The 25760-nt window shown below is 72.2% G+C and carries 19 protein-coding genes and 1 pseudogene; 9 read left to right on the top strand and 11 right to left on the bottom strand.

The features are described from left to right. Positions 1-22: 22 nt before the first annotated feature. Complete coding sequence (locus tag PBV52_RS14125) at positions 23-1027, top strand: triacylglycerol lipase (protein WP_274238700.1); 1005 nt, start codon at positions 23-25, stop codon at positions 1025-1027. 106 nt (positions 1028-1133) lie between these two features. Beyond that, entirely contained in the window at positions 1134-1847 is a 714-nt protein-coding gene (locus PBV52_RS14120; protein ID WP_274238699.1) for an SCO4225 family membrane protein, read from the top strand. Between the two features lie 36 nt (positions 1848-1883). On the opposite strand, the gene PBV52_RS14115 is transcribed toward PBV52_RS14120, so the two are convergent. From PBV52_RS14115 to PBV52_RS14090, 6 genes are all read right to left on the bottom strand, one after another. After that, positions 1884-3971, bottom strand: coding sequence for a SpoIIE family protein phosphatase (locus tag PBV52_RS14115; protein ID WP_274238698.1), 2088 nt, complete (start codon positions 3969-3971; stop codon positions 1884-1886). A 123-nt stretch (positions 3972-4094) separates the two neighbouring features. Next, the gene (locus PBV52_RS14110) at positions 4095-5837 is read right to left on the bottom strand and encodes a VanW family protein (protein ID WP_274238697.1); all 1743 of its coding nucleotides are present in this window, start codon (positions 5835-5837) and stop codon (positions 4095-4097) included. Between the two features lie 128 nt (positions 5838-5965). Continuing rightward, a complete protein-coding gene (locus PBV52_RS14105) occupies positions 5966-6364 on the bottom strand; it encodes a universal stress protein (RefSeq protein WP_274238696.1) in 399 nt (132 codons plus the stop codon). A gap of 17 nt (positions 6365-6381) precedes the next feature. Continuing rightward, positions 6382-7884, bottom strand: coding sequence for a tripartite tricarboxylate transporter permease (locus tag PBV52_RS14100; protein ID WP_274249385.1), 1503 nt, complete (start codon positions 7882-7884; stop codon positions 6382-6384). A gap of 13 nt (positions 7885-7897) precedes the next feature. Next, the gene (locus PBV52_RS14095; RefSeq protein ID WP_274238695.1) at positions 7898-8437 is read right to left on the bottom strand and encodes a tripartite tricarboxylate transporter TctB family protein; all 540 of its coding nucleotides are present in this window, start codon (positions 8435-8437) and stop codon (positions 7898-7900) included. A gap of 8 nt (positions 8438-8445) precedes the next feature. Continuing rightward, positions 8446-9408 (bottom strand): Bug family tripartite tricarboxylate transporter substrate binding protein, encoded by a 963-nt coding sequence (locus PBV52_RS14090; RefSeq protein ID WP_373922008.1) that lies wholly within the window; start codon positions 9406-9408, stop codon positions 8446-8448. A 145-nt stretch (positions 9409-9553) separates the two neighbouring features. Here PBV52_RS14090 and PBV52_RS14085 point away from each other — a divergent pair, with 145 nt between their 5' ends. Both PBV52_RS14085 and PBV52_RS14080 read left to right on the top strand, forming a co-directional pair. Next, complete coding sequence (locus PBV52_RS14085) at positions 9554-11242, top strand: ATP-binding protein (protein WP_274238693.1); 1689 nt, start codon at positions 9554-9556, stop codon at positions 11240-11242. Beyond that, positions 11239-11919, top strand: coding sequence for a response regulator (locus tag PBV52_RS14080; protein ID WP_274238692.1), 681 nt, complete (start codon positions 11239-11241; stop codon positions 11917-11919). Before PBV52_RS14085 ends, PBV52_RS14080 begins: the two co-directional genes overlap by 4 nt. Here the strand turns inward: PBV52_RS14080 and PBV52_RS14075 are convergent. Next, a complete protein-coding gene (locus tag PBV52_RS14075) occupies positions 11916-12224 on the bottom strand; it encodes a DUF1876 domain-containing protein (RefSeq protein ID WP_274238690.1) in 309 nt (102 codons plus the stop codon). The two genes, PBV52_RS14080 and PBV52_RS14075, sit on opposite strands and share 4 nt — an antisense overlap. A gap of 112 nt (positions 12225-12336) precedes the next feature. On the opposite strand from PBV52_RS14075, the gene PBV52_RS14070 reads away from it, so the two are divergent. From PBV52_RS14070 to PBV52_RS14050, 5 genes and pseudogenes are all read left to right on the top strand, one after another. After that, the gene (locus tag PBV52_RS14070; protein ID WP_274249384.1) at positions 12337-12528 is read left to right on the top strand and encodes a DUF6424 family protein; all 192 of its coding nucleotides are present in this window, start codon (positions 12337-12339) and stop codon (positions 12526-12528) included. Positions 12529-12548: 20 nt separating this feature from the next. Next, positions 12549-13069, top strand: a pseudogene (locus PBV52_RS14065) (DUF6424 family protein). Positions 13070-13403: 334 nt separating this feature from the next. Further along, entirely contained in the window at positions 13404-14081 is a 678-nt protein-coding gene (locus tag PBV52_RS14060) for a response regulator transcription factor (protein WP_274238689.1), read from the top strand. 28 nt (positions 14082-14109) lie between these two features. Continuing rightward, entirely contained in the window at positions 14110-15354 is a 1245-nt protein-coding gene (locus PBV52_RS14055) for a cell wall metabolism sensor histidine kinase WalK (protein WP_274238688.1), read from the top strand. Positions 15355-15475: 121 nt separating this feature from the next. Then, positions 15476-16840, top strand: coding sequence for a hypothetical protein (locus tag PBV52_RS14050; RefSeq protein ID WP_274238687.1), 1365 nt, complete (start codon positions 15476-15478; stop codon positions 16838-16840). 45 nt (positions 16841-16885) lie between these two features. Here the strand turns inward: PBV52_RS14050 and PBV52_RS14045 are convergent, their stop codons facing one another. The 4 genes from PBV52_RS14045 to PBV52_RS14030 form a co-directional block, all read right to left on the bottom strand. After that, entirely contained in the window at positions 16886-17920 is a 1035-nt protein-coding gene (locus PBV52_RS14045) for a rod shape-determining protein (protein WP_274238686.1), read from the bottom strand. A gap of 212 nt (positions 17921-18132) precedes the next feature. Beyond that, positions 18133-22830, bottom strand: a complete 4698-nt coding sequence (locus PBV52_RS14040) for an SAV_2336 N-terminal domain-related protein (protein ID WP_274238685.1) — start codon at positions 22828-22830, stop codon at positions 18133-18135. Next, complete coding sequence (locus tag PBV52_RS14035) at positions 22820-23836, bottom strand: MoxR family ATPase (protein WP_274238684.1); 1017 nt, start codon at positions 23834-23836, stop codon at positions 22820-22822. Before PBV52_RS14035 ends, PBV52_RS14040 begins: the two co-directional genes overlap by 11 nt. Before the next feature lie 51 nt (positions 23837-23887). After that, on the bottom strand, positions 23888-25681 hold the full coding sequence (locus tag PBV52_RS14030; protein ID WP_274238683.1) for a trypsin-like peptidase domain-containing protein: 1794 nt from the start codon (positions 25679-25681) through the stop codon (positions 23888-23890). Between the last annotated feature and the right edge of the window lie 79 nt (positions 25682-25760).

The following is a 25760-nucleotide window of genomic DNA, read 5'->3' as shown; positions in this document are numbered from 1 at the left end:
CTCTGAGGCGAGGAGTGGCCTGATGTCGTACCGGAATGTTTCCCGGGGACGGTCCAGCCGGCGGTACGGCAAGTGGGCCGCGGTCTGTGCGGGTCTCGGCCTGTCGATGACCATGGCGCTGCAGGGCGTGGCCGCCGCATCCGGCCCACCCGCGCCTGTACGACCGCAGGGGCGGATCCTCGACACCCCCGCCGCGTTGACCGGAGGGCTCCTGCACCCGGACGCGCCGCCGGCCGGGGCCGACGACTGGAGTTGCCGGCCCACGCGCAAGCATCCGCGCCCGGTCGTGCTGCTGCACGGGTCCGCAGCCAACGCCTACATCAACTGGAGCATGCTGTCGCCGTGGCTGAAGCGGCAGGGGTACTGCGTGTTCGCCCCCAACTACGGCGGGGCGCCGGGTAGTCCGTTCAAGGCCACCGGGCCCATCGCGGACTCCGCCCGGCAGATCGCCGCTTACGTCGACCGCGTACGCAAGGCCACCGGCGCCCGCCAGGTCGACCTCGTCGGGCACTCCCAGGGCGGCGGTCCGGCGCCCCGCTGGTATCTGCGGTTCGAGGGCGGCACGAACCCCGCGCATCCGGAACGGAACAAGGTACGCAGTCTCATCGCCCTGGCTCCGTCCAACCACGGCGGGAACATCTCCGGCATCGGCACCCTGACCACCAAGCTGGGTCTCAACCCGACCGTGTCCGCCGCCGTCGGCCAGGCGTGGTCGGACCAGATGGTCGGCTCCGAGATGAACAAGAAGCTGGACCGGGACGGGGACACGCAGCCCGGGGTCCACTACACCGTCATCGCCACCCGGTACGACGAGTTCGCCACCCCGTACCCGAACAACTTCCTGACCGCCGGGCCGGGCGCGACCGTCCGGAACATCCTGATCCAGGAGATCTGCCCGCAGGACGTCTCCGACCACCTGTCGCTCGCGTACGACACCAACGCCGCCCAACTCGTGAGCAACGCCCTCGACCCCGCTCACGCACAGCCCGTCCGGTGCGGCCTGTCCCTGCCCCTGCTCGGCGGCTGAAGTAGGTCCTGTGCCGCCCTGCCCTTGAGTACCCGTACTCATGCCCGAGTGCGCCCTCCGGTCCACCGTGGAGAACACCGATCCGGACCGACCCGAGGGAACCCCGATGCCGAACGCGTCGCCGAATGCGTCCCGTCCGCGCCGCTTCCCGCGGCTGCGCCGGCTCCTCGCGCTCGCCACGGACAACTGGCTCGCCCGGGGCTATCTGGCTGTCGTCGCCGTCTGCGTCCTGGTCATGGTCCTCTTCCCGGACAGCGGCCTCGCCCAGAGCCCGATGATGCTCACGGCGCCGCTCTCCTTCGCGGGTGTGGTCCTCCCCTTCGGTCCCGGTACCGAGGGCGGCGGGGCGGCCGAGGTGTTCGCCGTCGGCTTCTGGGCCGTATGGCTGCTCGTGTGCGCTCTCGTGAACGCCGCCGCGCTCGGTGCCCTCGTCACGAGGTCCGCGTCCGCCGCGACGGACGGGGCGAGTTCCGCGCGGCCCCGCCCGGGGCGGGTTCGGGATCTGCTGGCGCCCGCGGTGGACAACTGGCTCGCGCGTGGATACCTCGCCCTGGTCGCGGCGTCGCTGGGGTTCTTCCTGTGGGCCGTGTACCTGTCGCCGGACCCGGGGTTCGCGGGGATCTGGCCGCTCATGGCCACGGCGCCGCTCAGCATCCTCGCCCTGCTGGTGACGACACCCGTCGAGTGGGCCTCCTCGCTCGCCTGGCTGAGCCCGGTGCTGTTCTCCGCCGTTGCGGGCCTGGCCGGGCTGTTCAACGCCGTGCTGCTCGGCCGGCTCGCGCACCGGCTGCGGGCGCGGGAAGCGCGCCCGGCCCTCTGACGGGGCGAAGGCGCGTCGGCACTCGCCGAGCAGCGGTCATTCGGCCACCGTCACGGGCTGGATGCGGGTGAGGCGGGTCACGAACAGGGTGGCGTCGTCCGCCGAGTTGGTGGGGCGTGCGGTCAGCAGAGCGTCGCAGACCTCGTCCAGGGAGGTCTCGGTGCGGTGAACCGCCCGGCGGAGCAGGCCGATTCCCTGCTCGAGGTCGAGGAACGTGCTGCGGTCCTCGATCATGCCGTCGGTGTAGAGGACGAGCAGGCTCCCCGGTGGGACGAGGTGGTGGGCGTGCTCGTACACGTGGTCGAGGCCCATGCCGACGGGCGGGCCGGGGTCGGCCGCCAGTATGTCCGCCGATCCGTTCGGGTGGATCAGCAGGGGCGGCGGGTGGCCGGCCAGCGCGAGGCGGAGGTCTCCGGTGACCGCGTCGTATACGACGCAGGCGCAGGTCGCGGGGAGGTCGTTGTCGGTCCCGTCGTCCAGCCCGTCCAGGCGGGTGAGGAGCTGGCCGGGTTCCAGGCCCACGGCCAGCAGAGCGCGCGCGGAGGAGCGATAGCGGCCCATGGCCGCGGCCGCGCCCAGCCCGTGCCCCATGACGTCACCGACCGTCAGCCCGACGCGGCCCCCGGGGAGTCGCACGCAGTCGTACCAGTCGCCGCCGGCCAAAGTGCCGTTCTCGGCGGGGAGGTAGCGGTGTGCCGATCTGGCCCAGGGGAGGTCGGGCAGGCGGGCGGGCAGCAGATGGCGTTGGAGGGCCAGGGTGGCCAGCCTTTCGCGCCGGTAGAGCAGGGCGTTGTCGAGGGCCATCGCGGTGCGGGCGGCGATGTCACGCGCGGTGAGTACGTCGTCGGGATCGAAGCCGCCGGGTCTGCAGAAGGTGATCGCTCCCAGGACCTGACCGGCGGCCAGGAGCGGTACGGCGAGGGCGTGGTGCGGTGGTTCCCGGGCCTCGTCCGCATCCCCCTCCCCGAGCACACGCACGCGAGAGGCCACTGTCTCGGCCGAGAGGATGCACTCGCTCACGGGGATCGATGCCGCGAGGGGGCGTGGCAGATCCCGTTCCGGCTGCGCGGGGGCGCTGTCGGTGGAGGCGCTCAGCCGATGGACCCGCGGGGCGGCAGGTGCGTCCGAGCCGATGGCGTCGGCCTGCTCGGCCTGCTCGACCTGCTCGGCCAGTGAGTGCGGTGGGGCGTCCGGGGACCGTGGCACCGCGCTGGCGAGGAGGTCGACGGTGACGGTCCGGGCGAATGCGGGGGCGCAGGCCGCCGACAGCTTCGTCGCGACGCTTGCCACGTCCAGCCCCTGGCTGAGGGCGGCGCTGATCCGGCTGAGCAGTTCCAGGCGGCGCTGGCTGCGCGCGGTGTCCAGCAGCTCCGCTCTCGTGCCGCCCAGGTCGTGCACCACGCCGGCCTGGCCCACGATGCGGCCATCGGCGTCGCGGAGCGGGAAGAGAGTGCCTACGGCCGCGTACGCGGTGCCGTCGGGTCTGATCGCGGCCACGTGCAGGTTGTCGATCGTCTCGCCGCCGTCGGTCACCCGTCGCAGCATGTCCTCGTACGCCTGGGGGTCGGGCAGATCGAGGACGTCCAGGATGCTGCGGCCCAGGTGTGCGGTGACGGGCAGGCCGTTGAGGCGGGCGAGGGCGTCGTTGATGAAGCGGTACCGCAGGTCGTTGTCGAGGACGGCCAGGCCGATCGGCGAGGAGTGCAGGAGAAGGTCGGCCGCGGCGGGATCGCATCGCTGGATCCGCTGCTCGCCAGGGCCGGCCACGGCGAGCATTCCCGTACCGAGCGCTTCCGTACCGAGCGCTTCCGTACCAGGCACTCTCGTACCGGCGGCGAGTGGGAGCGGCAGGGCGCGCCACCGGACACTGCGGCAGGTGCCGTCACCGCACCGCAGCCAGTCCGTGCGGACACCCCCACCGGCCCCCACCAGCCGAGCGACGAGCTCGCTGCCGTGCGCGGCGGGGCGGTCGGCGAGTACCGACAGATCACGGCCGATGATTTCGGACGGCGGGTGGCCGGTCAGGGCATGCGCCCCGGGAGTCCACAGAGCGATACGGCCTGACGGGTCGACGAGTGCGATGGCCAGGTCGTCGTCGAGGGCTCGCTTGTGCGGTACGGGCACCGAGATCACCTACCGCGCGTCATCGTCCCGGCACGACATGTGCTCCACAGGTTATGAGGGCCGCGTTCCATTGTTCCGGGGACGGCGGGATGCGCCACTCGGAGGAGTGATGCGGACCGTGCGTCACTCGCAGACGATCTCGTCACGCGGCGTGTAGTGGGTGCGGAACGGCTCCCGCTTCACTTCCCGGCCGTCGGCGTAGAAGACTCGCTCCACCTTGACGTCGAAGCCCTCGAGCGGGGTCTGCGGCACGCACTTCTTGTCGGTGCTCACCTTCTTCTCCGGCTGCTTGACGTTCTCGCGCGGCCCGGTGACCGACTCGATCTCGTCGTACTTCCGGGTGCCGAGGAAGGTGATGGTCACCGAGGTGTCGGTGGCCTCGGCCTGGATGTAGAGGGCGTTGCCGGAGTCGTTCCTGAACCGCAGGTCCAGGCTGCCCCACGCGACCGTCGCCTCGCGGCCCTCCGGGTAGCGCTCGATGTAGAAGGAGTGGGCGCCGTACTCCACGGGCTTGACCCCGGCGAAGAACATCGCGTTGAACATGGTCGTGGCCACGGCGGAGACACCGCCGCCGGGCGCCTTGGTGAACTCGTCGTTGAGGATCATGATGCCCTCGGTGAAGCCGTTGGCCTCGGTGCGTTCGCCGACGGTGCGGTTGAAGCTCCAGGTCTTGTCCGGCATCACCACGGAACCGTTGATCAGTTCCGCGGCCCGGCCGATGTTCTTCGTGCGGTACGGCGCCGGTTCGAAGTTGACCGTGAAGGAGGACATCTTCTCCGTCAGGCCCAGCCGTGCGGCGTTCTCGGAGGTCACCTGTGGCTGGGTCACGCGCGCGGCCACCTCGCCGGTGCGGGCGGAGATGCCCGACTTGGTGAGCAGCGGCAGCACGGCCTTGCCCAGTGCCTCGTCGGTGACCTGTACACCGGGCCTGGCGTCGTCGGCCGCCACGACCTCGTCGCCGTCGAGGTCCAGCGTGGCGTTGTGGGGCTCGGCAGGCAGGTCGGACAGGGGCTCGGCCACCTCGGGGGCGGCGCGCAGGCCCTTGGCGTCCAGCTTCGGGGTCAGCCTGCCGGTGTCGTCCGGCCGCATCGTCAGGTACGCGCCGAGGACGGCCGGGTCGATCGTGAACCGCTCGCCGGCCGCGGCGAGCCTGACCGGCGCCGACATGGCAGGCTGCGCGAACTCGCGCACCGCCTGCCGCACCTGCGCCGCCGTGACCTCGGGTTTCGTCTCGCGGGCGGGCAGGGCCGTGACGGAGTCGGCCTTGCCGCTGAGGAAGGCGGTGCGCAGGGGGTCGACCGCGGCGTCCGTGTCCAGCGCGTAGCCGTTGTGCGGGGCGACCTGGCGGACCTCGCCGTCGGCGAACGTGACGGCGCCGTCGCGGACCTTCTGGTCGAGTGACTTCGCCAGCTTTCCGAGGGCGGCGTGGGCCTGGTCCTCGTCGACGCTCACCACCGGCTCGACGGCGCCGCCCGAGCGGAAGAGGCCGCCGATCACGGTGAACGGGTTGGCGTCGTCGGTGCGGGCCGCGCGGTCCACCGTCTTGTCGTAGTCGAAGGTGATGCCGACCTGCCGCGGATCGACCGTGCCCTTGCGGTCACCGACCGTCACGGCCAGCTCTCGCGACCCGGCCGGGCCCAGCCGGTCCTCCAGCTTCCGGACCGCCTCCGCACGGCTCAGGCCCCCGATGTCGACACCCCGCACCGCCGTGCCGGCGTCTATGTCGCCGCCCGCGAGCATCAGCCCGGCGACGTACAGGCCGCCGATGCCGACGGTCAGCGCGCCGCCGGCCAGGGCGAGGGGCGGAAGGGAGGCGATACGGGGAGCTGAGGGATGTCGCGGGACGGAGGGTACGCGCAGGCGCATGGGTCTCCCGGGCGGATGGTCGGCTGGGACGGCGCGTTGGGTGACGCACCGCTGTGCGCGAGGCAAGCACATCCAGCTAGCCATAATCGGGCGAAAACGCCTATGTCGCAGACCACGTATGTTTCAGGTCACGCGCCCGGCGCCTTCACCGCCAGTACCGGGCAGCCCACCCCCAGCAGGATCTGCTGCGCCGCCGAGCCCATGATCAGCTTGCCCACCGCGCTGCGCCGGCGCAGGCCGATCACCACCAGGGACGCCTCCGTCTTCTCCGCCAGGTCGATGATCTCCTCGGCGGCGTCGCGGGCGCCGAGGACCTGGCGGAGGTCGAAGTCGACGCCCAGTGCCGCGAGGTCCTCGCGTACGTGGCTCAGGTCGGGATCCTGGGCGAAATGGGGGTCGGCGTAGGCGTCGCCCCGGGTGGTGTTCACCACCAGCAGCTTCTCGCCGCGCCGACGGGCCTCGTCGATGCCCGCACGCAGCGCCGCCTCGCCTTCGGGGGAGGGGACGTAGCCGACCAGGATGGTCATCTCGATCTCCAGATCTCTCAGGCTGCGCTTCGCGCGCGCAGGGGACGTACGACGAACCGGCCGATCAGCGGCCACACCAGGACCAGCGCGATCACCCCGTAGACCGTGTACGACACCGGTCCGCCCACCAGGCCTGACAGCTCGCCGCCGGAGAGCTGGAGGGAGCGTCGGCCCTGCAACTCCGCGCGCGGGCCCAGGATCACACCGACGATCAGCGGCAGGATCGGCAGTCCGAAGCGTCGCATGGCGAAGCCCAGCAGGCCCAGGGTGAGGAGGAGGAACAGGTCCAGGGGCTGGGCGTTGACGGCGTAGGCGCCCATCGAGGCGAAGAAGAGGATGCCCGCGTAGAGGTACGGGCGCGGGATCTGGAGCAGCTTCGCCCACGCCGGGGCCAGGGGGAGGTTGAGGAGCAACAGCAGCAGGTTGCCGATGAAGAGGCTCGCTATCAGGACCCAGACCAGGCTCGCCTCGCGCTCGAAGAGCAGCGGGCCGGGCTGGATGCCGTACGACTGGAAGGCCGCCAGCATCACCGCCGCCGTGGCGTTCGTCGGGAGGCCGATCGCCAGCATCGGGACGAGTGTGCCCGCCGCGGACGCGTTGTTCGCGGCCTCCGGGCCCGCCACGCCCTCGATCGCGCCCTTGCCGAAGTCCTCGGGGTGCTTGGTCAGCCGCTTCTCCGTGGCGTACGACAGGAAGGTCGGGATCTCCGCGCCGCCGGCCGGCAGTGCGCCGAAGGGGAAGCCGAACGCCGTGCCGCGCAGCCAGGGCTTCCAGGACCGCCGCCAGTCCTTCTTGCCCATCCACGGGCGGCCGACCGGGATCACCTCGGCGGGTTTGCGCCGCAGATGGGCGGCCACCCACAGCGCCTCGCCGACGGCGAAGATGCCGACCGCCACCACGACGACGTCGATCCCGTCGGCCAGCTGCGGTACGCCCAGGGTCAGGCGCTGCTGGCCGGACACCGAGTCGATGCCGACCAGGCCGATCGTCAGGCCGAGGAGCAGGGAGATGAAGCCCCGGATGCGGGACGAGCCCAGGACCGACGTCACCGCGATGAACGACAGCAGCATCAGCGCGAAGTAGTCGGGGGCGCCCAGGCTGACCGCGAAGTCGACCACGAACGGGGTGATCAGGACCAGCAGCAGCGTGCCGATCGTGCCCGCCACGAAGGAGCCGATCGCCGCCGTGGCCAGGGCCTGGGCCGCCCGGCCTGCCTTCGCCATCTTGTTGCCCTCGATGGCCGTGACCACGGACGAGGACTCGCCGGGGGTGTTGAGGAGGATCGACGTCGTCGAGCCGCCGTACATGCCGCCGTAGAAGATGCCGGCGAACATGATGAACGCCTGCACCGGCTCCATGCCGTACGTCACCGGCAGCAGCAGCGCCACCGTCATCGCCGGGCCGATGCCCGGCAGGACGCCCACCGCGGTGCCGATGACGACGCCGACCAGGGCGAGCAGCAGGTTCAGCGGGGCCATGACGTCCGCGAAGCCCTGCATGAGGTTGTTCAGGTTGTCCATCACGGGCCAGGCCTCACAGGATTCCTTGCAGGACACCGGCGGGGAGGTTCACGCCGAGGCCGATCGCGAACGCGTAGAACGTCGTCAGGGAGAGCGTCACCGCGATCAGGAGGTTGCGTATGTAGTGGCGGTTGCCGAGCGCGAACGCCGTGCCCCAGAAGAGCAGGGAGCCGCTGATCACCCAGCCGAGCCGTTCGATGAGCAGGGCGTTCGCCAGGAACACCGCGATCAGCAGCAGGACGGTGCGCCAGTCGCTGCCGCTCGACAGGTCGACGTCCTCGCCCGCCTCCGGCTCACCGCGGCCGCCGCGGGCCACGTCGACGGCGTACAGCACGGCCATCAGCACGAGCAGGGCGCCCAGGATCAGCGGGACCGCGCGCGGGCCGACCGGGTCGGTGCCGCTGGTGATGTGCGGGATGCCGAGGGCGTCCACGATCACCGCGATGCCCAGCAGGGCGAGGAACACGCACACGCCGTACTGTGCGCGGTCCCCGCCCTCCCGGGGCGGAGGGGAGTCCTCCACGGTCCGTTCGTCCTTCACTTCTTCGTTCACTTCGGCGCTCATGCCAGCCCGAGCTCGGCCAGCAGGTCGGCGACCGCCTTGTCCTGCTCGGTCAGGTAGGTGCCGAACTCGTCACCGGTGGCGAAGGCGTCCACCCAGCCGTTCTTCTCCAGCTGCGCCTTCCAGTCGGCCGAGTCGTGCATCGTCGTCAGCGCGTCGATCCAGGTCTTCTTCTGCTCGTCGGTGATGCCCGGAGGGGCGACGATGCCGCGCCAGTTGGTGAAGACCAGGTCGATGCCGGAGTCCTTGAGGGTGGGGGCGTCCTTCAGCGCGTCGACCGGCTTCTCGCTGCTGACCGCGAGGACCCGCACCTGGCCCGCCTCGACCTGGTCGAGGAACTCACCGAAGCCGCTGGCCCCGAAGGCGATCTTGTTGCCGAGGATGGCGGGGAGCAGTTCGCCGCCGCCGTCGTACGAGACGTAGTTGACGTCCTTCGGCTTGATACCGACGGCCTTCGCCAGCTGCATCGGCAGGAGGTGGTCGGGGCCGCCCGGCGACGAGCCGCCGCCCACGGCGAACTTCTTGGGGTTCTTCTTCCAGGCGGTGACGAGGTCGTCCATCGTCTTGTACGGCGAGTCCTTCGGCACGACGATCGCGCCGGCCTCCTCGATCAGCTTGGCGATCGGCGTGGTGTCGGTCAGCGTCGCCTTGGACTTCGAGGTGTACGAGGCTCCGACGACACCCAGGCCCATCTGCATGGCCATCTTGCCGTTGCCCTTCTCGTTCACCAGGCGCTGCAGGCCCACGGTGCCGCTGGCGCCGGGCAGGTTGAACACCTGGACGCCGGAGGCGACCTTGGTGTCCTGCATGACCTGGGTGACGGTGCGGGCGGTGAGGTCGTAACCGCTGCCCGGGGTGTTGGGGACCATCAGGCGCAGGCCCGTCACGGGCTTCCCGTCCCCGCCTCCGCTCCCGGACTCGTCCTTGTCGGCGGTGGCACCACATGCGCTGACCGCGAGCATGGACGCCGCGGCAAGAGCTCCGACAAGTGCGGCTCGTCGAGTTCTCATGGCTCATCTCTTTCGCTTGGGCCGATCCGGCGCCATGATTGTGCGGTTCCTGAGACACCCCGTCTCCCTTGTGTGACCATTGAAGGTTGAGTTCATAGTGGTCATAACGTCACGACGTCACACGCTCGCCGGTGAGCTGCTGAGATGGCAGCTCGCCATCGTCGTGATCGTGCTGGCCGCCGTCGCCGCGGTCTCGCTGGCCCAGTCGAAGGCGACCTTCGACCGGGTCGAGGGGCGCCGGGTGACCGCGCTCGCCGAGGAGATGGCGGGCAACCCCCTCGTGCGCACCCAGCTGGTCCGGCCCGCTCCGGCCGAGATGCTCGCGCCGCTGCTGCAGTCCACGCTGACCAGGTCCGGGGTCACCTCGGCCACGGTCGCCGACTCCGACGGGAAGATCGTCGCCTCGACCAACCCCACCCTCCTCGGGACGCGGCTGCCGAGCTCCGGCCAGGACGCCGCCGATGGCCGCGGCTGGTCCGGCGAGCTGCCGGTGAACGGCGTCACCGAGCTGGTGGCGCAGGCGCCGGTGCTCCAGGCGGAGGACGACAAGGCCCGCCGCCTCAAGGCCGGGGACCACCTCGGCACCGTGATGATCGGGCGGGCCTCGCCGTCGGTCGGGCAGCGCCTGGTGGGCGCCTCGTCCTATCTGCTCGTCTACCTCGGCGTCGCCAGCGTCCTCGGGGTGGCCGGATCCTGGCTGCTGGCCCGGCGGATCAAACGCCAGACCTTCGGCATGGAGCCGCGCGAGATCGCCGGGCTCGCCGAACACCGGGAGGCGATGCTGTTCGGGATTGCCGAGGGCGTGGTGGCCCTCGACCCGCAGCAGCGGCTCACCCTCGTGAACGCCGTCGGCCGCAAACTGCTGGACCTGCCCGAGAACTGTGTCGGGATGAGCCTGGCCGACCTGGGGATCGAGGGGCGGCTCTACGACGTCCTGGCCGGGGATGTGACACAGGATCTCGCGCGGCGCGACGAGGTCGTCGTACGCCGGGGCCGGGTCCTGGTGATGAACCGGATGGACGTCACCAAGGACGGCCGCCGCCTCGGCTCGGTGACGACCCTGCGGGACCGCACCGAACTCGCCCAGCTGGAACGGGAGTTGGGCTCCTTCCGCAGCACCACCGAGCTGCTGCGCGCCCAGGCCCACGAGTTCTCCAACCAGCTGCACACCATCTCCGGGCTCATCCAGATCGGCGAGCACGACGAGGTCGTACGGTACGTCCGCGCCCTGCGCAAACACCGAGAGTCGCTCGACCTGAACCTCACCAGCCGGGTCCGCGACCGGGCCGTCGCCGCGCTGCTCATGGCCAAGTCGGCGCTCGCCGCGGAACGCAAGGTACGGCTGAAGATCTCCGAGCGCACCGCCCTGGAACGGCTGGAGCCGACCGACTCGGCGGACGTGGCGACCGTGCTGGGCAACCTCGTGGACAACGCGGTGGACGCGGCCGCGAGCGGGTCGCGAGCCGTGTCACCGTCGGCGGGGGACGACGAACACGACGCCTGGGTCGAGGTCGAGCTGCGTCAGGACGCCTCCAGCGTGGAGATCGTCGTACGCGACTCGGGGCCGGGGGTGGCGCCCGAGCTCGCGCAGGAGGTGTTCTCGCACGGGTTCACCACCAAGGCCGCGCAGGGCGGTGACCGGGGGATCGGCCTGGCGCTCACCCGGCTGGTGTGCAAACGCCGGGGCGGTGAGGTGTCGGTGACCAACACGCAGGAGGGCGCCATGTTCACCGCCCGGATGTCCGTCGGCCGTCCGGCCGACCTAGCGACGGAGGGAGTCCGATGATCGACGTACTGATCGTGGAGGACGACTTCATGGTGGCGCGGATCCACCGCGGGTTCGTCAATGACGTCGACGGGTTCCGGGTGATCGGCACGGCGAACTGCGGGGAGCAGGCGCTCACCGCCGTCGCCGAGCTGCAACCCGACCTGGTGCTGCTCGACCTCTATCTGCCCGACATGTTCGGCCTGGAGATCATTCCCCGGCTGCGGGCCGCCGGGCACGACTGCGACGTCATGGTGATCAGTGCCGCGCGTGAGTCGGACGCGGTGCGGGGCGCCGTACGGCAGGGCGTCGTCGACTATCTGCTCAAGCCGTTCGACGCCGGGGATCTGAGAACGCGCCTCGAGCAGTACGCGGCGCGGCGGAGCAACCTCTACGCGGCGGTGGTCAGCGGGCAGTCCGACGTGGACCGGGCGCTGGCGCGGGGCGCGGCGCCCCTCGCCACGGCGGCCACCCTGCCCAAGGGCATGAGCGTGGAGACCGCCGAGCTGATCGAACGGGAGCTGCGCGCGGCCGACGGCAGCCTCTCCGCCGCCGAGTGCGCGGCCCGGCTCGGGGTGTCACGGGTCAGCGCCCGGCGGTACCTGGAGCACTTCAGCGTCACCGGGCAGGCGGAGGTGTCGCTGCGGTACGGGCACGCGGGGCGGCCGGAGCGGCGGTACAGCTGGCTGGACGGTTAGGGCGTCTCCCACGCCCGGCTGCCCCCCTGGTCGACCGGGCCGGCCAACTCCACGATGTCGTCGGACGCGATGTCGTGCAGTCTGATGGCCAGGTCCTCCAGGGCGCGGCTGGCGGCGAGTTCGTCGCCGATCTCGGGGATGGGCCGGTCGATCGGATTGCGGTGGGCCACGCCCCGGCCGGTGACGGCCGGCGTGTCCTGAGATGCGTTCTGAGATGCGTCCTGCGTGGTCAGCACGGCCTCGGCGCGGGTGTCGTCGCCGTCCTCGGTGATGTGGATCCGGACGGTCCAGTTCTTGTCTTCCATCGAGATCACTTCCGTACGGGGTCGGGAACCCTACTGATGAGCGTGCGCCTGTTCCCGGGCCGGGTCCAGCGCGAGTCGACGCCCTCGGGGCCAGGAAGACCACCCCTGGGAGATACGGGTCGTCAAGCACCCGCCGCGCACCAGGTCCGCCCACTTCGTCGCCGCACGGAAGACGGCGATCAAGATCCTTGAGGAGATGGAGGCCGACGGGGGCGAGCCGCCGTACGGGCCGGGCCCCTGGGAGATGCTCCCCCACTGCCTTAAGGGCGTGGGGGGACCCCCATCGGCGGCAGCCTGTGGGTGAAGGCGGCCGACGGCTGGCGGATGTACCGGGCCCGGGTCGGCATCGAGTGGAGTGCGCAGTTCTGCGCCGACCCCGCGAAGGTCGACCGGCTGCGGCGGGAGGCCGCCGACCTGATCACGGCCTTTCCGGACACGCTGGACGCCCTGGACGACCTGGGCTACAAGCGGGCCCGCAAGCTGCTCGACACGCCGATCGAGGACGCCGACGGCGTCGAGGCGTGGACCGACTCCCTCTTCAACGCGTGCGTGCCGCTCAGCACCCCCGACCACTCGGGAGTCCTGCCCAAGGCGGCGGGTGAGCACCACTACCCCTGGCCGGTCAAGGCCGCGGACTACTTCCGGTTCGACGACTTCGAGCTGTGGGTGAGGCTGCCCGACGGCACCAACGCCGCCGCATGATGGCCGTCGTGCCGCCGGACAGCGACATAGCCCTGGCCGCGTTCAAGCAGCAGATACCGCGCGGGGCGAAGACCGCGTCCGGGCCCCTGCGCCCCCGGAGGCGCCGGTCGCCCGACGGCGCACGGCGATCCACCCCGAGCTGACCCGGGGCGCGCCCTCCTCCCCGGGAAGCAGCCCGGCACACATCCGCTCCTGCCGCGGAGGCATGACAAGTGTCTCCGTGGGCACGATGTGCCGAAAGGTTGCGCAGAGAAGGCTGGTCGCAACGGACCCGAGGTACGAGGAGGGCGCCATGAACCGCCAGACCCACGTCCGCGTTCGCGTCACCCGTCGGCCGGCCGCTCCCCGCGACACCAGGGGCGAGATCGACCGCCGCACGCCCTCGGGGCGGATCCTGCCGTACTGACACCGGCCCGCGGCCCAGCCCGTCCGCACCGACATCGAGCCCGTCCGCCCTCACCGACGTAGCGTGAGGGCATGCGGGTGCTGGTCGTCGAGGACGAGGAGCGGTTCGCGGCGGGGCTCCGGGACGGGCTGGAGGCCGAGGGCTTCGCCGTCGACGTCGCGCTCGACGGGGTGGACGGGCTGTGGCTGGCCCGCGAGAACACGTACGACGCGATCGTCCTCGACGTCATGCTGCCGAAGCTCAACGGCTACCGCGTCTGCCGGGCGCTGCGCGCCGAGTGCGACTGGACGCCGATCCTCATGCTCACCGCCAAGGAGGGCGAGTGGGACGAGATCGAGGGCCTCGACACCGGCGCCGACGACTATCTGACCAAGCCCGTCTCCTATGCCGTACTCCTGGCCCGGCTGCGGGCGCTGCTGCGGCGCGAGGCGCGGGAGCGGCCCGTCGTGCTCGCCGCGGGTGATCTGCGGCTCGACCCGGCGGCCCGGACGGTCAGCCGGGCCGGACGCGACATCGAGGTCACCGCGCGGGAGTTCGCGTTGCTGGAGTTCCTGCTGCGGCGGGCCGGGGAGGCGGTGTCCAAGCGGACCATCCTCGACCACGTGTGGGGCGACGACTTCGAGGGCGATCCGAACATCGTCGAGGTGTATGTACGGCGGCTGCGCAACAAGGTCGACCGGCCCTTCGGGCGGCAGTCGCTGCTGACCCTGCGGGGGCACGGGTATCGGCTGGTGCCCGATGACCGGTGAGGTGGACGGGTGAGGTGACTGACGCCCGATGACTGGTGAGCGGTACGAGCGTCGGCTGCGGGTCGTACGGGTCCGGGCCACGGTCGTCGTCGTGCTCGCCGTCGCGCTCGCCCTGGTCGCCGCCGGTGTCGGGCTCGTCGTGGGGCTGCGCACCGAACTCAGCGGCGATGTGCGGGACGCCGCCCGGGCGCGGGCCTCGGACGTCGCCCGGGTCATCGAGGCGGGACGCGGGGTGCCCGCGCCGACCGTGTCCGCGCCCGACGAGGAGTTCCTCCAGGTCGTCGCCGCGGACGGCACGGTCGTCGCGGCCAGCGAGAACGTCGAGGGACAGCCCGCGCTGGCCCGGCTGGACCCCGGCGAGAGCACCTCCGTCGACACCCCGCTCGACGACGACCCCTTCCTGGTGGTGGCGGTCGGCGCCAAGGAGCCCGGCCGCGAACTGGTCGTCCTCGACGGACGGGACGCCTCCAAAGTCGCCGAGGCCACGGACACGGTCACCTGGCTGCTGCTCATCGGCCTGCCCGTGCTGCTCGTCCTCGCGGCCGCCGCGACCTGGGCGGCCGTCGGCCGCGCCCTGCGCCGCGTGGCGCGCTCCGAGGCCGCGCAGCGCCGCTTCGTCTCCGACGCCTCGCACGAACTGCGCTCACCCGTCGCCACCGTCCGCCAGCACGCCGAGGTCGCTCTCGCCCACCCCGAGCGGGCCGACGCCGGTTCCCTGGCCGGGACGGTGCTCGACGAGGCCGTACGCATGCAGCGCCTCGTCGACGACCTGCTGCTGCTCGCCCGCGCCGACGAGAGCGCCCTGCTGCGGGGCGGGCCGCGTCCCGTCGACCTCGACGACCTGGTCCTGGCGGAGGTACGGCGGCTGCGCTCGGCCTCGCCCGGCCTGCGCGTCGACAGCACGGCGGTGGGCGCGGCCCGGGTGACCGGCGACGCGGAGGCGCTACGGCGCCTGGTGCGCAACCTCGGCGAGAACGCCGCGCGGCACGCCCGCACGCGGGTGGCGTTCGCGCTGACGGACGCGGGGGACGGGTGGGTGCGGCTGGTGGTGCAGGACGACGGCCCTGGCATTCCGGCCGCCGAACGGGGGCGGGTCTTCGACCGCTTCGTACGGCTGGACGAGTCCCGTGCGCGCGGGGCGGGCGGCGCCGGGCTGGGCCTCGCGATCGTCGCGGAGGTGGCGGGGGCGCACCGGGGGAGGGTGGAGGCGGGGGTGGCCGAGGGGCTGGGCGGGGCGCGGTTCACGGTGACGTTGCCGTCGGCGGGGGAGTGACTCGGTTCTCGTACGATCCCGCCCCGCCTCGCTTTCTGACACGGAGTTCAGCTGCGTTCAGGGGACGTTCAGCGGCTGAGAGGGACCCTCGGTGCATCGGACCCGCATCGAGGAGGCCGCCATGAACACCCATCGCAGGATGCTGTGGCCGGGGGCCGTCGTGGGTGCCGCCGTGCTGATGGCCGGCGCCTGCTCCGGGAGCGCCGGCGGATCGGAGCGGACGGGCGCCGGCGACTGTGTGCACGTCGTCGACGAGGAGACCGGCAGGACGGGCAAGGACTGTCTGCCGCTCGCGCCCGAGAGCCAGCGCGTCGACCTGGCCGAACCGACGTTCACGCACCCGACCCGGATCACCAACCCCCTGCACCCCACCAGCGAGGTCGACCAGGTCGTCATGGGCGGCCAGGTGGACGACGAGGCCTTCCGCACCGAGGTCAGCCTGCTGCCCGGCACCAAGACCATCGAGTTCGACGGCAGGACCGTCCAGGCCCTGACCCAGCAGTACGTCGCCTTCGCCGACGGCCGCATCCAGGAGGTCGCCCTCGACTGGTACGCCCAGGCCGACGACGGTTCCGTCTGGTACCTCGGCGAGGACGTCTTCAACTACGAGGACGGCGTGGTCGCGGACACGGAGGGCACCTGGCAGGCGGGCCGCGACGACGCGCCCGCCGCGATGATCATGCCCGCGCAGCCGGAGAAGGGAGACGTCTACCGGCCGGAGAACCTTCCCGGCGTCGTCTTCGAGGAGGTCACGGTGCAGGAGGTCGACCGGACCGTCGACGGGCCGTACGGGAAGGTCAAGGGCGCGATCACCGTGCGCGAACTGCACATGGACGGCTCGACCGAGGACAAGACCTTCGCTCCCGGCTACGGCGAGTTCTCCACCGGAAACGACGGCGGTGACCTGGAGGCGGTGTCGCTCGCCGTGCCCACCGACGCCCAACAGGGGCCGCTGCCAGGGGAGTTGGGTGAACTCGACCGGGCGGCGCAGGCCGCGCAGGACGGCCAGGTCACCGAGGCCGACCTGGGCGCGGTGCAGGACGCGTGGACGGCGTACCGCGACTCCGACGCCGTACCCGAGCTGCTTCACGCGCAGATGACGCGCGACCTCGACACGCTCGACGAGGCCGCGAGCGCGAAGGACGAGGAGAAGATGCAGGGCGCCGCCCTGCGGGTGGCGCAGAACACGTCGGACCTGCGGCTGCGTCATGAGCCGGTGCGCACGGTGGACCTGGACCGGTTCGACCTGTGGGCGCGGCAGCTGGGGATCGACGCGAGGGCCGGCGACGAGGGAGCTGTCGCGGGTGACGTCACCAGCCTCGAACTCGTCTGGGAGCGGCTGAAGGGCGAAGCGCCCCGGGCCGAGGCGGCCGCGGTCACGGCCGACCTGCGCGCGGCCCGCGAGGCCGCAGACCGCAAGGACATGACGGCGGCCGGACAGCTGGCGCCGAGCCTGGTGGAGGAGATCGCCGCGCTGACGCGCTGACGCGCTGACACCGGCCGCAGTGGCGCTGTAGGCGTGCCCGGCGCCTCAGGCGGCCGGGTCCAGCTCCATCGGCTCGATCCTGCCCTCCAGCATGGTGCCCAGGCCCTGCACGGCGCAGATGTCGGGCCGCTCGGCGATGTGCACGGGCATACGCGTGGCCTGCCGCAGCATCTGGTCGAACCCGGGCAGCAGCGCACTGCCGCCGACCATCATGATCCCGCGGTCGGCGAGGTCGGCGACCAGATCGGGCGGGCAGTCGCGCAGCACCTTGCCGATGCTGTCGAGGACGACGGTGAGCGGGGTCTGGATGGCGTGCCGTACGGCGGCGGTGTCGACCTGGACGCTGCGGGCGAGGCCGGTGCAGACGTCGCGGCCGTGGATCTCGGTGGAGGCCGGGCCGTGGGGCGTGAGCCCGTTCCCGGACAGGGCCAGCTGCAGGGGCCGTACGCTCTGGCTGGGCAGCATGAGCTCGTGCTCGTGCCGCAGGTGCTGCACGATGGCGTGGTCGACGGCCTCGCCGCCGACCCGGACGCGTTCGGCGGTGACGATGTTGCCGAGGGAGAGCACGGCGACCTCGGTCGCGGCCGCCCCGCACACCATGATCATGCTGGCCTCGGGCTGCTCCACGGGCAGTCCGCAGCCCACGGCGGCGGCGATGAGCGTGTCCACGAGCTCCACACGCCGTGTGCCGAGCCCGACGAGGGTCTCGATGGCGGCGCGCTGGGCGAGCGGATCGGCGTTGTGCGGAGTGCAGACCGCGGCGCGCAGGAACGGCTTGCGGCGCAGGGTGCGGCGCATCTTGTCGCCGAGGAGCTGCCGCAGCATGCGCTGTGCCATCTCGATGTCGACGACGGTGCCACCGGAGACGGGCCGTACGACGCGGATGTAGTCCGGGGTGCGGCCGGTCATCCGCTCCGCGAACTCACCGACCGCGATGAGGGCACCGGTCCGGGTGTTGACGGCGGCGGCGGAGGGCTGGTCGACGACGAGTCCGGCGCCCTTCACATAGACGCGGGTCCTGGCCGCCCCCAGGTCGACGGCGAAGTGGCAGCGGCGCAGCTGCTCCAGAGTGGCGGTCATGGGGGTCCTCCCGAGAGCGCAGACCATGGGTCCGCCGGGTGGGTGGCGGGCCTCGCTTGGGGTGTCGGTCGTTGTGTGCGGGGCCGGCGTGTGTGGCGGCCTCCCTCGCATCGTGCGGGCGGCCGGGAGGGGGGCGCCCTTTGGAGGGGGCCGGGTGGGGTGCCGCTGAATGGGGGTTTTGTTTCTGATGGGGAGTCAGGCGGCGTGTCGGATCACAAGGGCAGGGTGGCTTCGAGTATGGGCTGGAGGGAGTCGACGATCACGTCGCAGCCGGCCTTGCGGAGGCGTCGTTCGGTGGCGGGGGAGTCGGCGTAGCCGATGACGGGGAGGCCCAACTGCCGGGCGGCGGTGACCTCGGCGGCGGTGGAGGAGATCAGCAGGCCGGTGGCGGACCGGCTGAAGTGGTTCAGCGCGAGGCGAAGGCACTCCGGATCGGGCATCAGCGGTCGGCCGCGGCGGCCGAAGACCGCCGTCAGGGGGAGTTCCCGGAAGCCGGGATGGCGGTGAACGGCCTGCTGGCTGAAGTCCGTGACGACGGCCACGCGGCGACCGGAGTCGCGCAGGGCAAGGACGAGGTCACCGGCGTGCGGGGTCGGGCGGGCCGTCGTGACCGCCCGGAGCTCGAGGTGGTCGAGGCGGTCGCGGAGGAGGGGGGCGATGCTGCTGTCGGCGAAGGCGCGCAGTACGTCCAAGGGGTGCACGAGCTCCTCCTGGAGCGGGACGGGGCCCCCGCCGTCGCCGGTGAGCGGGCGGCCCGCCAGTGCGTCCTCCGGGTCGCGGTGGTCGACGACCAGGGAAAGCAGGTCGAGGGCGGCGCTGCGGGCGGCCTTGGTGGAGAACGGCCTGGTCAGGGGGCCTTCGAAGCCGAGCAGGACGTACTGGGACAGGCGCAGGAGGTCGGCCGGGGCCGGTGAGGTGCCGGCGGATGGCCGCTGCGGGGCGGGGCCGGGCTGTCCCTCGCCCACCAGCTGGACCGCACACGTCACCGACAGCCCCGGCACCGGCCAGTTGTGCAGCCCGGCACGTACGGCGTGCTGGGCCGCGCCCGCCCGGCGCAGCGGATAGCGGCGGGTGATACGGCTCGCCTCCGTGGCGAGGTGCCGGAGGAGGCGGTCGGCGATGTCGGTGGTCTCGCTGCGTACCAGGGCGGCCGGGTCCTCGACGTGCCAGAACAGTTCGGCCGTGGCGAGGAAAGTGCCGCCACCGGAACCGGGGAGGGAGACGGTGGTGCCGGCCCGGTGGACGGTGAGGTCGACCTCGTAGTACGGCGTGCGCGGCGGCGGATCTGTTGCGAGGGGGTGGGCTGGGTGCAGGGTGATCATCCGGTCGTCGCTCAACGCGAGGACGATGGCCGTACGGCCCGGGTCGGGAGTGCCGAGCCGCCCGGAATCGGGCGTGGTGAACGGGCCGCGCACGAGGCTGTGCGCCTGCTCCGGCTCACGGTTCGGCAGGTGCAGGGCGCTGTACCAGGCGATGGGCGCGCTGGGCCCTCGGCCCGTGCGCAACGGTTCGAATCGGGCCGGGCCCAGCGTCGCGGTGCTGTCCGCGAACTCCTCGTACAGGATGGGCGAGAGCACGACCAGGATGTCCGCGTCGGCGGCGTCGAGCACGGCCTGGACCTCGTGCGGCACGACGGGCCGGGTGGAGTCGCCGAACCAGGGAGCGTGCCAGAACGTCACGCGGAACCGTGGCGGGTCCTCGACTCCCGCGAGGGCCTGCGGCAGGCTGCGCAGGAGCGCGACCAGCACGGGCAGGACGTAGGCGTCCGGCTCGGTCAGGACCACGTAGCCGTTGTCGCGCGTCAGCACTTCGTACTGGTGCGAGGCCAGATCCCCGCGGGACAGCAGCTGGGTCACCGCGCGTCCCAGGGCGTCCCGGGCGTCGGGCCGCTCGTCCAGGCCGGCCGCCTCGAAGACGATCGTCGGCCGCTCCCGCCCGGGTGCGGCCCGCAGTTCGAGGTACAGCTCCTGGAGGGCGGGGTCGACCGGATCGGCGTGTTGTCGCTGGCGGAACTCCGCGTAGGACTCGTACGCCTCCATGGCCTCCGCTACCCGCCCTATCCCCTTCAGCGCCAGGATGTGCAGCCGACGGAAGTCCTCTCGGTCAGGATGGTCCCGGATGAGGGCGGTGAGGGCGGTCGCGGCCTCTTCGAAGTCGCGCAGCTCAAGGTCGAGTTCGGCACGGGTGGTGTACAGGCTCAGGCGCAGGGCGCGCAGGCGGGCACGTGTGGCCTTCGCGGCCGGACCGGGGACGCCGTCCAGTGGGTCGCCGTAGAAGAGGCTCAAGGCGTCCTGGACGAGGGAGCGTTGGGCTTCTGGAGCCAGGTCGTCGGTACGGTCGGCGACGAGTTCCTCGCAGTGGTGTATGTCGAGGTAGTCGCTGCGGCGGCCGCCGGGCAGGTGGAGGGCGTAGCCGTCGGAGAGTTCGGCGAGGGTGCCGGGGCCGAGGCATTGCCGCAGCTCTGTCGTCACCTCGCGAAGGCGGCGTGCCGCCTCCGATCCCGAAGGAGGCTGCTCCCACAGGCCCTTGGCCAGTATGTCGAGACTGACGCGGCGGCCCTGTTGGAGAAGGAGCATGCACAGCAGGGCCTGGGCATCAGGGGGCGGGAGGGTGAGGAAGCGTCCTGCACGCCTGATGTTCAACGGGCCGAGCAGGGTGATGCGCAGTCGGTCGGCCTCCATCCCGCTCAGTGACCAGTCGAAGGCGGTCGAGCGCGGTAGTCGCCGTACGGCGTCGACCGGGTTCTCGCCCCGGGCCAGTTCCGCCAGCATCCGCTGGAATCTCAGGCTGTTTGGACTGTTCGAGGCCAAATCCCTCAGCAGCGAGCCGAACATGAGGAAGTCCGACCGCTCGTCATGTCCCTCGGACTGCTCCCCCAGCGCGAACCTGCTGATCACCACCGACCCGTCCGGCCGCAGCAGCAGACCGTCCCAGCCCTCCTGTCCGCGCACCAGGCCGCACTGGTGCAGGGCCTCCAGCGCGGGCACGACATCCGCCACCAGCTGGGCGAACACCCGGAAGGAGACCCCCGGCCCACTGCCCAGCTGCAGTTCGGCCAGGGTGACGCCGTCCACGAACTCGGCAACCAGATAAGGACGTTCGCCCTCCACACCGAAGTCCAGCACGCGCACCACGTTCGGATGCCGCAGCTCCGCCAGCGCCCGCGCCTCCCGCAAGAACCGCTCCTGCGGGGCCGCCTGGACCGGATAGCGGTGCACGACCACCGGCAGGTCGGTCCATACGTCGACGGCCGCCCACATGCGCTGACTGGGCCCCCGCTGCCCCAGCAGCAGGTACCGCCCGGCGAACAAGTCCCCTCCCGCACCTCCACCGAGCCGCCGTACCGTCTCTCCCCTGACCGTCGCGAAGGCGGCACCCCCACCGCCCGAACCGTCGCCTCCTCTCGCCTGCGCCCGGAACTCGCCCGGCCTGATGGCCGCCTCTTCGTCGATCAACCCGCCGACCCGGGCGAGGAATTCGCGGGTCCGCGTCCGCGCCGTACGCGGCAGCGACCGCAGCAGCAGCTGCCGCACACCCGGACGGAACTCGTACGACCCCGGCGGCCCCGGAGTCGCCGTCAGCATGCCGCTCAGGATGATCTCGGCCAGGTGCTGGGGGCGGGGACCGCGGTCCAGGGCGCGCTGGACGAGGCGCATCACCGGCAGGGACGGGTTGGCCAGGGCGAGATGGCCGGCGATGCGGAAGGCTTCCGGGGACGCGGTCGCTCGGAAGCGCAGCACCAGGTCCTGCGCGGGCAACGAGGCGATGTCGGGGGCCGGTCCGGTCGGCGGCAGTGGCGCGGGCGGCAGCCAGGCCAGGGCGCCGGGTGCGTGGCCGCCACCCGGCGCGGCGATCAGGGCGGCCCAGTTGGCGAGCCAGGCCGGGGCCGGTTCCAGGACGGGGAGGGGGACGGCACGGTCGTAGGAGTCGTGTGTGTCGTACGGCGTGAAGGTGAGCGCGGCCGAGGGTGCTGCTGCGGTCGGGGCCGTGAGCAGGCCCGGGGCGGCGGGCAGGGCCGTGGTGTGCCAGAGGTGTTCGGGCAGCGGCTGTACGACGGCCAGGGGCATGCGGGACGCCCAGTGGCGCAGGGTCCGGTACCAACGGTCGCCGGCCGGGCCCGGCCGCCATTGCGGGCCCATGCAGTCGCTGACGATCAGGGTGATCGTGCGGCCGTCGGCCAGTGCCGGGACCTGGTGGGCGCGGCCGTCGGGGGTGGCGCGGTGCGCGGTGACCGTGCGGAAGATGCCCGACTGGGCGAGCACGGTGTGCAGTTCTCGCACCAGGGGGCGCCAGACGGGCATCGTGGGGCCCGCGTCGTGGACCAGGTTCAGGCGCAGCCAGCGGTCCGGCGCCGGGCGCAGCACCGGGAACCAGACGTCGGGGTGCGCACCGAGCCGGGCGATCCGGTCGGCGGTGGCGTGCTCGTCGAGGAGCCGGGCGCGGGGTGAGGGGACTTTGCGCTTGAGCGGGCGCAGGGCGCGTTGCAGGGCGAGCGGGTGGGGCAGCATCGGGGGCGCGGGGGCGAGCAGCGGGGTGCCGCCGCGTGGGCCCGGCGCGTCGGGGTGCGAGGGCTCCGGGAGGTGGAGGGGGATTCGGCCGTCGGGGGGTGGGGCGGGGGATGGGGGCCGGTGGGGGTGCTCGGGGTCCTGGGGGCCGGAGTGCGGTGGCGGGGCGGTGGGGGTGGGGTCCACAGGTGCACCGGATGTGCCTTTGGGGCGGCCATCGTTGGCGGGCGCTGCCCGACCGGGCGTCCTGTTCTCCCGCTCCCCTCTCAACTGCTCGGCCAGCCAAAGGAGTTCGGCCAGTTCACGGGACGTGGGCCCGGCATCCGGGGAAGCCTCCGCTCCCGTGGCGGCGGCCAGTACGGTGGCCAGCCGGGCAACGGCGGACCTCCACCCGTCAGACCCCATCGCCGTCAGCCGCCGCGCTCAGATACGGCATCAGCTGCTCGGCCAACTTCTCGCGGGAGCCGGCCTGCAGGCCCGCGATGCCGGTGAGGTAGATGGCGTTGAGGAGCTGGTCCGTGGCCAGTTCGCCGGTGCCGGCGCGGGTCAGGAACTCGGTGATCAGGGTTTCCGCCTCCGGGTCGGGCTCGCCGAGGTGGGCGCGGACGATGTCCGTGAGCTGGGCCCGTTCGGGGCGGCGCAGGCGCAGACGGACGCAGCGGCGGAGGAAGGCGGGCGGGAACTCGCGTTCGCCGTTGCTGGTCAAAACGACGAAGGGGAAGGCGCGGCAACGGACCCGGCCCCGTAGGACCGGCACGGGGGTGTCCGTACCGTCGGTCAGGACCTGGGCACTGCCGTCGGTGGTGTGGCGGGCCGCGCGGACCAGTTCGGGGATCTCGTACTGGCCCTCCTCCAGGATGTTCAGCAGATCGTTCGGGAGGTCGAGGTCGCTCTTGTCGATCTCGTCGACGAGGAGGGCGCGTGGACGGTCGTAGGGGAGCAGGGCCGTGCCCAGGGGACCCAGGCGCAGATGGTCCTCGATGCCGTCAGGGGCGGGGCCGGGGCGGTCGTCCCGCCGCGCCGCATACAGGCGGGACAGCGGGTCGTACTGGTAGAGGCCGTCGGCGAGGGTACTGCGGCTGGTGATGTTCCAGCGCAGAACGGGGCCCAAGCGCAGCTCCCGGGCCACCGCGTAGGCCAGGGAGGACTTGCCCGTGCCGGGCGGGCCGGTGACCAGCAGCGGACGGCGCAGACACAGCGCGGCGTTGACCAGTTGGACGCTCTCCGGCGTCGGCACGTAGGTCCTCGCCCGGTGCACGCGGTCCGGCGAGACCGCCGCGTCGTCGTCGGCGTCGCCGGGCGCAGGCAGCGCGGGGCCGCCGTCGAACGCCCGCCAGGGCGGTGGGGCGGGCAGTTCGGCGATGCCGTCGTGCGGCGGGTTGGTGCCGGTGTAGACGGACCAGTGCGGCATGGGGCGCTCTCTCCGGTTGCTCTCCGTGGACGGGGCCGGGCTCTGGGTGGGTCAGGCGACGGGTGACCGTGTGTGTACGGCCGTGGCGTGCGGGTCGGTGAAGCGGCGTGGGTCGTCCCACAGGAGCTGGATGTCACGCGCCCAGTGGTCGTCCTCCGCGTCGGCGTGCTGGCGCAGGCTCAGGACGCGGCGCGGGAGTTGGGCGGGCGGCACCCGGGAGACGAGTCTGTCCAGGGCGTTCAGGAACGCGGTACCAGGGCAGTCGTGGCTACCCGCGCAGTCGGCCTCGTCCGGGTCGCAGCCCCGTCGGGACCACACGATCACCGGCGCCGGCGCGGTGAGCGACGCCTCGAAGTGCGGCCGGGTACGGGCCGAACGGGCCGTCGCGCCGAAACCCGCCAGGCAGACCTCGGACTGGAGCAAGGCCAGCCGGAGCTTCCTCGGGTCCTCGGCGCCGCCACATGCGACGCGGTGCACGCGTGCGCCGGTGCGGGAGTCCAGGCGCTGCCAGACGCTGGTGAGAACGTGCCGGGTGCTGGTTCTGCGGCGGGCGTGGTCGGTAACCACCACCGGGTGGACGCAGCCGAGAGGTGTGGCGTCGTCGGGTCCCTTCTCCCAGCGGTCGACCGGCCAGTCCAGCCAGTCGCGGGGCAGCGCGAAGGCGATCAACTCATCGGCGCCGGGTGTCAGATGACAGAAGGCGTCCTCGATACGGTCCTGGACGTACGCGCACAGCCGGGCCTTCGGGACCGTCTCCGCGGGAACCGGATGCCGACGCCCCGCGCTGTACGCCGACACCTCGACCCGCACCAGGTCGTCACCGGCGCCGCTGTGGCCCAGCTCGACGAGGATGGCGCCGGTCTCGGCCGGGGGCGGGGCGGTGAGCAGGGCGTCGAGCCGGTCGGCGAACCGCGTCACGGTGTCCGGGTCGTCCACCTCGCACAGCACGAACCACGCCGCCGACCACAACGACCCGAAGCCCTCCGCAGGCGGCAACGGATCGAACGGCCCGGCCGCGCCGGCGTAGAGCCGGACGGGGTCACAGTCGAGGCCGGCCCGGGCGGCCTTCTCCACGAGGGCGCGCAGTCGGGGGCCGTCGGGGTGGCTGGGGGTCGGGGTGGGAGCGCACGGGGTCGGCCTGCCGTACGGAGGCGCCAGGCCCCGCCCCGGCACCCCGCCGACGTGCGCGGGCCCCTGACCCGGTGTCCCCCACACCTGCCCGGAACCCGGCACCGGCACGAGGGCGCTGAGGCCGGGCCAGTAGCGGGCCAGGACGTGTGTGGGCATCATCCGGCCGGTGCGTACGCCGTGGGCGCCGGCCGCTGCCGTGACCATGCCGATGACCTGGCCGGTGTCGAGCAGGGTGACCGCGGCGCCGCTGAAACCGACGGCCAGTGGCTGGCCGTGCCCGCTCCAGGCCTCCAGCTGGATCCACTCACCGCTGATCAGCAACTGCGCCGCGACGGTACGGAACTCGGCGATCGTGCCGTCGTCGTCGTACCCGGCCGGGAACCCGTAGGCCACCAGCTTGCGGTCGCCGTGCGCCACGTCGGCCGGTGCGAGCGACGCGGGGGCGATGGCCATCTCGCGGTCCAGCTCCAGCACAGCCAGATCGCCCAGTTCGTGGACACGGCCGTCCCAGCCGCCGTGCGCCACGACCCGTGCGGCCACCGGAGCGGCCCCGGGGCGCTGCGGGAAGGTCACGGTCACCGGGTCCACGTCGCTGTTCTCGACGACATGCGCACAGGTCAGCACCTTGTCCGGGGCCACCAGGAAGCCCGCACCGGACACCCTGCCCCCGCACTCGATCCGGGCGTGCCACTCGGCATCCTCCAGGCCTGTCATGACGCCCCCGTCACCGTCGTCCGTCGAGCAGGTCCATTGTTCCGGACGGCCGTTGAGATTGTCCCGGTTTCCGTTCCGC

It is taken from the genome of Streptomyces sp. T12 (genome assembly GCF_028736035.1).
Taxonomy (GTDB): Bacteria; Actinomycetota; Actinomycetes; order Streptomycetales; family Streptomycetaceae; genus Streptomyces.
Note: the sequence above shows the minus strand (reverse complement) of the source record. Positions and strands in the feature narration are given on the sequence as shown.

Bases quoted from the DNA above. Each gene is read 5' to 3' on its own strand.
- PBV52_RS14050 (WP_274238687.1), top strand. From the start codon at position 15,476: ATGAACACCCATCGCAGGATGCTGTGGCCGGGGGCCGTCGTGGGTGCC.
- PBV52_RS14075 (WP_274238690.1), bottom strand. From the start codon at position 12,224: ATGGAAGACAAGAACTGGACCGTCCGGATCCACATCACCGAGGACGGC.
- PBV52_RS14090 (WP_373922008.1), bottom strand. From the start codon at position 9,408: ATGCTCGCGGTCAGCGCATGTGGTGCCACCGCCGACAAGGACGAGTCC.
- PBV52_RS14030 (WP_274238683.1), bottom strand. From the start codon at position 25,681: ATGACAGGCCTGGAGGATGCCGAGTGGCACGCCCGGATCGAGTGCGGG.
- PBV52_RS14045 (WP_274238686.1), bottom strand. From the start codon at position 17,920: ATGACCGCCACTCTGGAGCAGCTGCGCCGCTGCCACTTCGCCGTCGAC.
- PBV52_RS14100 (WP_274249385.1), bottom strand. From the start codon at position 7,884: ATGGACAACCTGAACAACCTCATGCAGGGCTTCGCGGACGTCATGGCC.
- PBV52_RS14120 (WP_274238699.1), top strand. From the start codon at position 1,134: ATGCCGAACGCGTCGCCGAATGCGTCCCGTCCGCGCCGCTTCCCGCGG.
- PBV52_RS14035 (WP_274238684.1), bottom strand. From the start codon at position 23,836: ATGCCGCACTGGTCCGTCTACACCGGCACCAACCCGCCGCACGACGGC.
- PBV52_RS14055 (WP_274238688.1), top strand. From the start codon at position 14,110: ATGACTGGTGAGCGGTACGAGCGTCGGCTGCGGGTCGTACGGGTCCGG.
- PBV52_RS14060 (WP_274238689.1), top strand. From the start codon at position 13,404: ATGCGGGTGCTGGTCGTCGAGGACGAGGAGCGGTTCGCGGCGGGGCTC.
- PBV52_RS14080 (WP_274238692.1), top strand. From the start codon at position 11,239: ATGATCGACGTACTGATCGTGGAGGACGACTTCATGGTGGCGCGGATC.
- PBV52_RS14105 (WP_274238696.1), bottom strand. From the start codon at position 6,364: ATGACCATCCTGGTCGGCTACGTCCCCTCCCCCGAAGGCGAGGCGGCG.
- PBV52_RS14110 (WP_274238697.1), bottom strand. From the start codon at position 5,837: ATGCGCCTGCGCGTACCCTCCGTCCCGCGACATCCCTCAGCTCCCCGT.
- PBV52_RS14040 (WP_274238685.1), bottom strand. From the start codon at position 22,830: ATGGGGTCTGACGGGTGGAGGTCCGCCGTTGCCCGGCTGGCCACCGTA.
- PBV52_RS14125 (WP_274238700.1), top strand. From the start codon at position 23: ATGTCGTACCGGAATGTTTCCCGGGGACGGTCCAGCCGGCGGTACGGC.